6 protein-coding genes are annotated in these 6,760 nt (G+C 68.2%); 1 reads left to right on the top strand and 5 read right to left on the bottom strand.

Going from position 1 to position 6,760, the window contains the following annotated elements:
• The 5 genes from EPO55_RS02240 to dapA form a co-directional block, all read right to left on the bottom strand.
• Window positions 1-581 (bottom strand): carboxyl transferase domain-containing protein (locus tag EPO55_RS02240; protein WP_296334760.1); only part of this gene is annotated, 581 nt, incomplete at its 3' end.
• Between the two features lie 55 nt (window positions 582-636).
• Complete coding sequence (gene dctP, locus EPO55_RS02235) at window positions 637-1,710, bottom strand: TRAP transporter substrate-binding protein DctP (protein WP_296334759.1); 1,074 nt, start codon at window positions 1,708-1,710, stop codon at window positions 637-639.
• A gap of 114 nt (window positions 1,711-1,824) precedes the next feature.
• Window positions 1,825-2,961 (bottom strand): acyl-CoA dehydrogenase family protein, encoded by a 1,137-nt coding sequence (locus EPO55_RS02230; protein WP_296334758.1) that lies wholly within the window; start codon window positions 2,959-2,961, stop codon window positions 1,825-1,827.
• A gap of 21 nt (window positions 2,962-2,982) precedes the next feature.
• The gene (smpB, locus tag EPO55_RS02225; RefSeq protein ID WP_296334757.1) at window positions 2,983-3,453 is read right to left on the bottom strand and encodes an SsrA-binding protein SmpB; all 471 of its coding nucleotides are present in this window, start codon (window positions 3,451-3,453) and stop codon (window positions 2,983-2,985) included.
• 11 nt (window positions 3,454-3,464) lie between these two features.
• Entirely contained in the window at window positions 3,465-4,343 is an 879-nt protein-coding gene (gene dapA / locus EPO55_RS02220) for a 4-hydroxy-tetrahydrodipicolinate synthase (protein WP_296334756.1), read from the bottom strand.
• Window positions 4,344-4,454: 111 nt separating this feature from the next.
• Between dapA and EPO55_RS02215 the strand changes: the two genes are divergently transcribed.
• Window positions 4,455-6,623 (top strand): lytic transglycosylase domain-containing protein, encoded by a 2,169-nt coding sequence (locus EPO55_RS02215; protein ID WP_296334755.1) that lies wholly within the window; start codon window positions 4,455-4,457, stop codon window positions 6,621-6,623.
• Window positions 6,624-6,760: the final 137 nt, after the last annotated feature.

The following is a 6,760-nucleotide window of genomic DNA, read 5'->3' as shown; positions in this document are numbered from 1 at the left end:
TAGGCGCCGCCCGCGGTGCAGGAGCCCATCACGACGGCGATCTGCGGGATGCCCTGCGCCGACATGTTGGCCTGGTTGTAGAAGATGCGGCCGAAATGGGTCTTGTCGGGAAACACCTCGGGCCATTGCGGCAGGTTGGCGCCGCCGGAATCGACCATGTAGATGCAGGGCAGACGGTTCTCCATCGCCACTTCCTGGGCACGGAGATGCTTCTTCACCGTCATCGGATAGTAGGTGCCGCCCTTCACCGTGGCGTCGTTGCAGACGATCGCGCATTCCACGCCGCTCACGCGGCCGATGCCGGTGATCACCCCCGAGCCCGGCGCCTCGTTGTCGTACATGTCCATGGCTGCGAGCGGCGACAGCTCGAGGAACGGCGAGCCGGGATCGAGCAGCGCCCGCACCCGTTCGCGCGGCAGCAGCTTGCCGCGCGAGACGTGGCGTTGACGCGACGCCGCGCCACCGCCCAGGCGAACCTGCTCGGTGCGGCGGCGCAGGTCCTCGACCTGGGCGCGCATTGCCTCAGCGTTGCGCTTGAAGGCGTCGGAGCGGGTATCGACTTCGGAGGTGAGGATTGTCATGGCGGGGCAAAACTGCCCGTACCAGGGCCCGCGTGCAAGGCCGGCGGCGAGACGATCAGGGCAGGCGGGAGAGCGTGCGCCAGGCGGCGCCCTGCGCGACGAAGGCGCGCTGATTGGCCAGTGCCGTGGCGAAAGCCGGATCGCGCTCGGCCTGCTCCCTCAGCACCGCGTCGGCGTGCATGCGAAAAGCCGCAAGCAACTCCGGCGACCACTGCTTGATGACGACGCCCGATGCACGCAGCTTCTCGAGCGCCAGGCCCTGCACGTTGGGCGACCGGCTCAGCATCCACACGATGTTGGCCCGACAAGCCGTTTCGATCTGCGCGCGCTGGGCGGGCGGCAACTGCTCCCACTTGTCCTTGCGCATCAGGAAATCGAGCACCGCCGAGGGCTGCTGCCAGCCCGGCAGGTAATATGGCAGCCCGAGCTTGTCGAAGCCGAGCGAGGCGTCGATGGCGGGCGTCGACATCTCGCCGCCGTCCACCTTGCCCTGCTGCAGTTGATAGAAGAAATCGCCGGGCGGCAGCGGCACCACCGTGGCACCGAGCCGGGCCACGACCTCGGCAGCGAACTTGCCGAAGCGCAGCCTCTTGTCTTTGAAGTCGGCCACGGTGTTGAGGTCGCCGCGATACCAGCCGCCGCCCTTGCCGCCCTGCACGCCGCAGGGAATGCCGGTGACGCCGAGCTTCTCGTAGGCGTCGCGATGGATGCGGCCGCCGTCGCCCTCGAGCATCCATGAGGTCATGTCCTCAGGCCCGGGGCCGAACGGGATGGTGGCGAAAACGCCGAAGACCGGCGCCTTGGCCGCCGCATAACCCGACCAGGTGAAGGCGGCCTCGAGGTCGCCGGCGACGATGGCGTCGAGCATGTCGGGCGTGGGGCAGATGCGGCCGGGCTCGATGATCTTGATGGCGAGGTTCCCCCCCGACATCTGCTTGACCGTCTTGGTGAAGACTCGAACCCCTTCGCCGGAGCCCGGCAGGGCGGGATTGAAGGCAGTCTGCATCTTCAGGATGCGCGCCGGCGGCGGCCCGATGTCAGCCGCCCTGGGCTTGTCCTGGGCGACGACACCCGTCGCCGCAAGCGAGCCTGCGGTGATGGCGAGAATGACTAAGAAATTACGGCGCACGACCGACCATCCGTCGCCCGGCTCCCCCTGTTCCCCCGACCGCTTGTGCGGCCTCTTCTTCACAGCCGCTGAGTTTTGCATGCGGGCGGTCCGGGGACAAGTCAAAGGCGGGCCCTAAAGGGCTGCCAAACCACGGCCGATCAGGATTCGCTGCACGTCGCTGGTGCCTTCGTAGATCTGGCAGACGCGCACATCGCGCCAGATCTTCTCCACCAGGTAGTCGGACATGTACCCGTAGCCGCCGTGGATCTGAATTGCGGCCGAGCACACCTCCTCGGCCATCTCCGAGGCATATAGCTTCGCCATTGCGGCCTCTGTGAGGCATTGCTGGCCGGCGTCGCGAAGCGTGGCGGCGTGCCACACCATCTGCCGGGCAACGGCGATCTTGGTGGCCATGTCGGCCAGGCGGAATTGCACGGCCTGGTGGTTGATGATCCTGGTGCCGAAGGCCTCGCGCTCGCCGGCATAGGCCCGCGCCGCCTCGAACGCCGCCCGGGCCATGCCGACCGACTGGGCCGCGATTCCGATGCGGCCGACCGACAGATTGGCCAGCGCCACCCGGTAGCCCTCGCCCTCCGCGCCCAGCATGGCGTCGGCGCCCACGGCGCAGTCCTCGAAGGCGATCTGGCAGGTGTCGGAAGATTTCTGCCCCAATTTCTTCTCGATCGAGGCCACGCGGTAGCCCGGCGTCCTGGTCGGCACGATGAAGCAAGAGATGCCGCGCTTGGGAGAGTTCGGGTCGGTCACCGCGAAGACCAGCGCCATGTCGGCCGTGCGGCCCGAGGTGATGAACTGCTTTACCCCGTTCAACACCCAGCCGTTGCCGCGGCGCTCGGCCCGTGTCCTGAGGTTCGAGGCGTCGGAGCCGGCCTGCGGCTCGGTGAGGCAAAAGGCGCCCAGCACTTCGCCGCGGGCCAGCGGCTTCAGCCACGTCTCCTTCTGCTCCGGGGAGCCATAGGCCAGCAGCGCCGCGCAGTCCGGCGAGTTGTTGACGCTCATCACCGTCGAGAGTCCACCGTCGGCCGCCGCGATCTCCTCCAGCGCCAGCACGTAGGAGATCATGTCGGCACCGGCGCCGCCCCATTCGGCCGGCACGCACATGCCCATGAAGCCCAGGCGACCCATCTCGGCCAGCAGCGGCCGCGGGATCTCGCCCGCCGCCTCCCAGGCCCGGACATGGGGCAGCACCTGCTCCTGTGCAAAGGCGCGGGCGGTGTCGCGGATCAGGATCTGTTCTTCCGAGAGAATCATCGCTAGCGGCCTCTTCCCGCCCTAGGTCCGGTTGAGCAGGCGGCTGCGCTGGCGCTGCCAGTCGCGTTCCTTGATCGTGGCGCGCTTGTCGTGCGCTTTCTTGCCCAGCGCCAGCGCGATCTCGAGCTTGGCCCGGCCCTTTTCGTTGAAATAGACTTGTAGCGGCACGACGGTGCGGCCCTGGCGCTGGATGGCGCCGATCAGCTTGTTGACCTGGCTGCGGTGCAGCAGGAGCTTGCGCGGCCGGCGCGGTTCATGATTGTTGCGGTTGCCGCTGGAATATTCGGGGATGGTGGCGTTGACCAGCCAGGCCTCGCCCTCGATCGCCGTCACGTAGGACTCCGCGATCGTGCTGCGCCCGCCGCGCAGCGACTTCACTTCGGTTCCCGTCAGCGACAGGCCGGCCTCGAAGGTCTCCTCGATGAAGTAGTTGTGCCGCGCCTTGCGGTTCTGGGCGACGACTGTCTGCCCAGGCTCCGGTTTCTTCGCCAATGTGAGCTCGGTTAGTTGATCAGGCCGGCGTGCATCATCGCTTCACGTACCGCCTTCTTGCTGCTCTCGGCGATCGGCGCCAGCGGCAGGCGCATCTCCGCACTTGCCTGGCCAAGCAGCTCGGCGCCGTACTTCACCGGACCCGGGCTGGTCTCGCAGAACATCGCCTTGTGCAGCGGCATCAATCGGTCCTGCAGCTCGAACACCTTGTCGAGGTCGCGCTTCTTCCAGGCGTCGTGCATGTCGCCACAGAGGCGCGGCGCCACGTTGGCCGTCACCGAGATGCAGCCGTCGCCGCCCTGGGCCAGGAAGCCCACGGCGCTCGCATCCTCGCCCGAGAGCTGGAGGAAGCCCTTCTTGGCCTTGAGCTTGGTCAAGGTCGGGCGCGCCATGTCGTAGGAGGCGTCCTTGATGCCAATGATGTTCCTGACCTGCGACAGCCTGATCACGGTCTCGACCTGCATGTCGCCACCGGTGCGGGGCGGCACGTTGTAGAGCAGGATCGGGATGTCGACGGCGTCGGCCACCGCCTTGAAATGCTGGAACAGGCCTTCCTGGGTCGGCTTGTTGTAGTAGGGCACGACCAGCATGGCGGCGTCGGCGCCGGCCTTCTTGGCGTGCTGGGTGAGTTCGATCGCCTCGGCGGTCGAGTTCGAGCCGGTGCCGGCGATCACCGGAACGCCCGAGCCCTTGGCGGCGGCGATGCAGATGTCGATCACCCGCTTGTGCTCTTCCATGCTGAGAGTCGGCGACTCGCCGGTCGTACCGCAGGGCACCAAGCCGTCGGTGCCTTCCTTGATCTGCCAGGCGACGAATTTCTCGAATCCCTTTTCGTCGACCGAACCGTTCTTGAACGGGGTGATCAGCGCCACGAGCGATCCGGTGAACATGGGTTTCCTCCGCTTTTCCTTGGAAGGGTCAATCTAGGCCCCGCCCCCTGCCCCCGCAAGGTGAGCAACTTGCCATTGTGATGCCGCAAGTACCTGCCTACGATTCCTGGTGTGAAGACATCTCTTGTCCCCCTCACCCTGCTCATCGCCCTGCTTGCGGGCGTGCCCGCCCTTGCCCAGCAGGGCGGCGTCACGATTTTGCGCGGACAAGGCGCGGACCAGCCGGCACCGGCAACACCCGACACCGGCGTCCGGCGCGTGCCGACCGAGCGGGCCCCTACGGCACCACGCCCGGCGACGACGCCGCCGGCCGCCACGACCCAGCCCGTCCTGCCCCCTGGCAATCCCAACGGCATCGCCCCTGCGTCGCCGCCCAGCGACGTGGCCCAGGCGATCGCCTCGTCCAAGCCGCTCGAGGCCGCCGAAGCCTCGACGCTGGCTGCCGCGCTAAAAGCGGTTGACGAGGGCCGCACCGCCGATGCCCGCGCGATGGTGGCGAATTTCCGCAATCCGCTGCTCACCCGCATCGTCGACTGGAGCATCCTGCGCGTGGCCGCCAAGGCCGAGGCCGACTTCGCCGCAACGTGGCGGTTTTTGCGCGAGAATCCGGACTGGCCGGAGCCGGAGGTGCTGCGGCGCCAGGCCGAGGAGCGCATCGGGCCCGAGACGCCGGCCAACGACGTGTTCCGCTACTTCACCGCCTTCCCGCCGCTCACCAGCTCCGGCCAACTGCGCCGCCTGGAAGCGGCGCACACGGTGAGCCCGAACGACGTGGCCAAGTTCGCGCGCGACAGCTGGCAGAACGCGACCTTCCGCGCTTCGGACGAGAACGATTTCCTGAACCGCTACGGCCATCTGCTCACCGGGCCCGACCACATCGCCCGCTTCAACCGCATCCTGCAGGGGGGCCGCCCGCAGGTGGCGCGCGAGTTGGTGGCCAAGCTGCCGCCCGACTACCAGCCGGTGGCCAATGCGCGCCTGGCGATGGCGACACGCGCCGCCGACGCCCCCACCGTGCTGCGCGGCGTCGCCGCCGCCCGCCTCAACGAGCCGACCGTCCGGCTGGAGCGTGCCCAGTGGCTCCGGCGCACCGGCAATCTCGACGAGGCCAAGACGGTCATGTCGGGACCAGTTGCCAACCAGACCGACGCCTGGTGGAACGAGCGCAACCAGCTCGCGCGAGATCTCCTAGCCGCCAACCGCGCCGCCGACGCCTATGCCGTGGCCGCGGCGCACGGCATGACCAGGGGCGTGGCCTTCGCCGAGGCCGAGTTCCTCGCCGGCTGGATCGCGCTGCGGCATCTCAAGAAGCCGGCCGACGGCCAGAAACATTTCCAGAAGCTGTACGACGGCGTCTCGACCGCCATCTCGAAAAGCCGCGCCGCCTACTGGCTGGGCCGCAGCCATGAGACCGCGGGGCGCACCAAGGACGCCAACGAGTGGTACGCGAAAGCCGCGGGCTTCGGGCAGACCTTCTACGGCCAGCTCGCCGCGCGCAAATTGCCCGGCACCGCCGCGCAACTGCCGAGCGATCCCGCCACGAACGCTGCCGACCGCCAGGCGCTGGGCGGACGCGAGCTGGTGACGGTCGCGCGCTACCTCGGCCAGGCCGGCGACTACGACCGCGCGCGGCCATTCCTGCTGCGGCTCGCCCGCATGGTCACGGCGCCCGGTGAGACGGCGCTGCTGGCCCAGCTCGCCGTGGAACTCAGGCGCCCTGATGTGGCGCTCACCATCGCGCGGCGCGGCGTCGAGAACGGCGTCACCCTGTTCGATGCCGCCTTCCCCGTCGTCGATCTCGGCGCCACCGGCTCGATCGAACGCGCGCTGGCGCTCGCGGTCACGCGCCAGGAGAGTTCCTTCAACGCCGCCGCCGTCTCGTCGTCAGGCGCGCTCGGCCTGATGCAGCTCCTGCCCGGCACGGCGCGCGACGTCGCCGGCCGCGTCGGCGTGCCCTTCATCCAGGACAAGCTGACGCGCGATCCCGCCTACAACGTCCAGCTCGGCAGCCAGTATCTCGCCGAGATGCTGCAGAAGTTCGGCGGCTCCTACGAGCTGGCGCTGGCGGGCTACAACGCCGGCCCCAACCGCGTCGCCCGCTGGCTGGAGACGATCGGCGACCCGCGCGCCGGCAAGATCGACATGGTGGACTGGATCGAGATGATCCCGTTCCGCGAGACCAGGAACTACGTCCAGCGCATCATGGAAGGCGTCGGCGTCTACCGCGACCGCCTGAACGGCCCGTTCAAGACGGTGCCGCCGGCGACAGGGCGGTCCTGACCGCCGAGCCAACAGATGGGCCCAACTTTTGAAATTTGGCCCAACTCGGCATACAAAAATTCGGCTCTCCAGTCGCCTGGAAGCCAGCAAATCCAACCTTTCCGCGCGCTCGGCGGGCCCACCTGAAACGTGGGAGT

The organism is Reyranella sp., assembly GCF_004296935.1.
In the GTDB taxonomy this organism is placed as follows: domain Bacteria; phylum Pseudomonadota; class Alphaproteobacteria; order Reyranellales; family Reyranellaceae; genus Reyranella.
Note: the sequence above shows the minus strand (reverse complement) of the source record. Positions and strands in the feature narration are given on the sequence as shown.

What these genes read in the sequence shown, in the direction of transcription:
- EPO55_RS02230 (WP_296334758.1), bottom strand. Translation starts at nt 2,961, where the DNA reads ATGATTCTCTCGGAAGAACAGATCCTGATCCGCGACACCGCCCGCGCC.
- dapA (WP_296334756.1), bottom strand. Translation starts at nt 4,343, where the DNA reads ATGTTCACCGGATCGCTCGTGGCGCTGATCACCCCGTTCAAGAACGGT.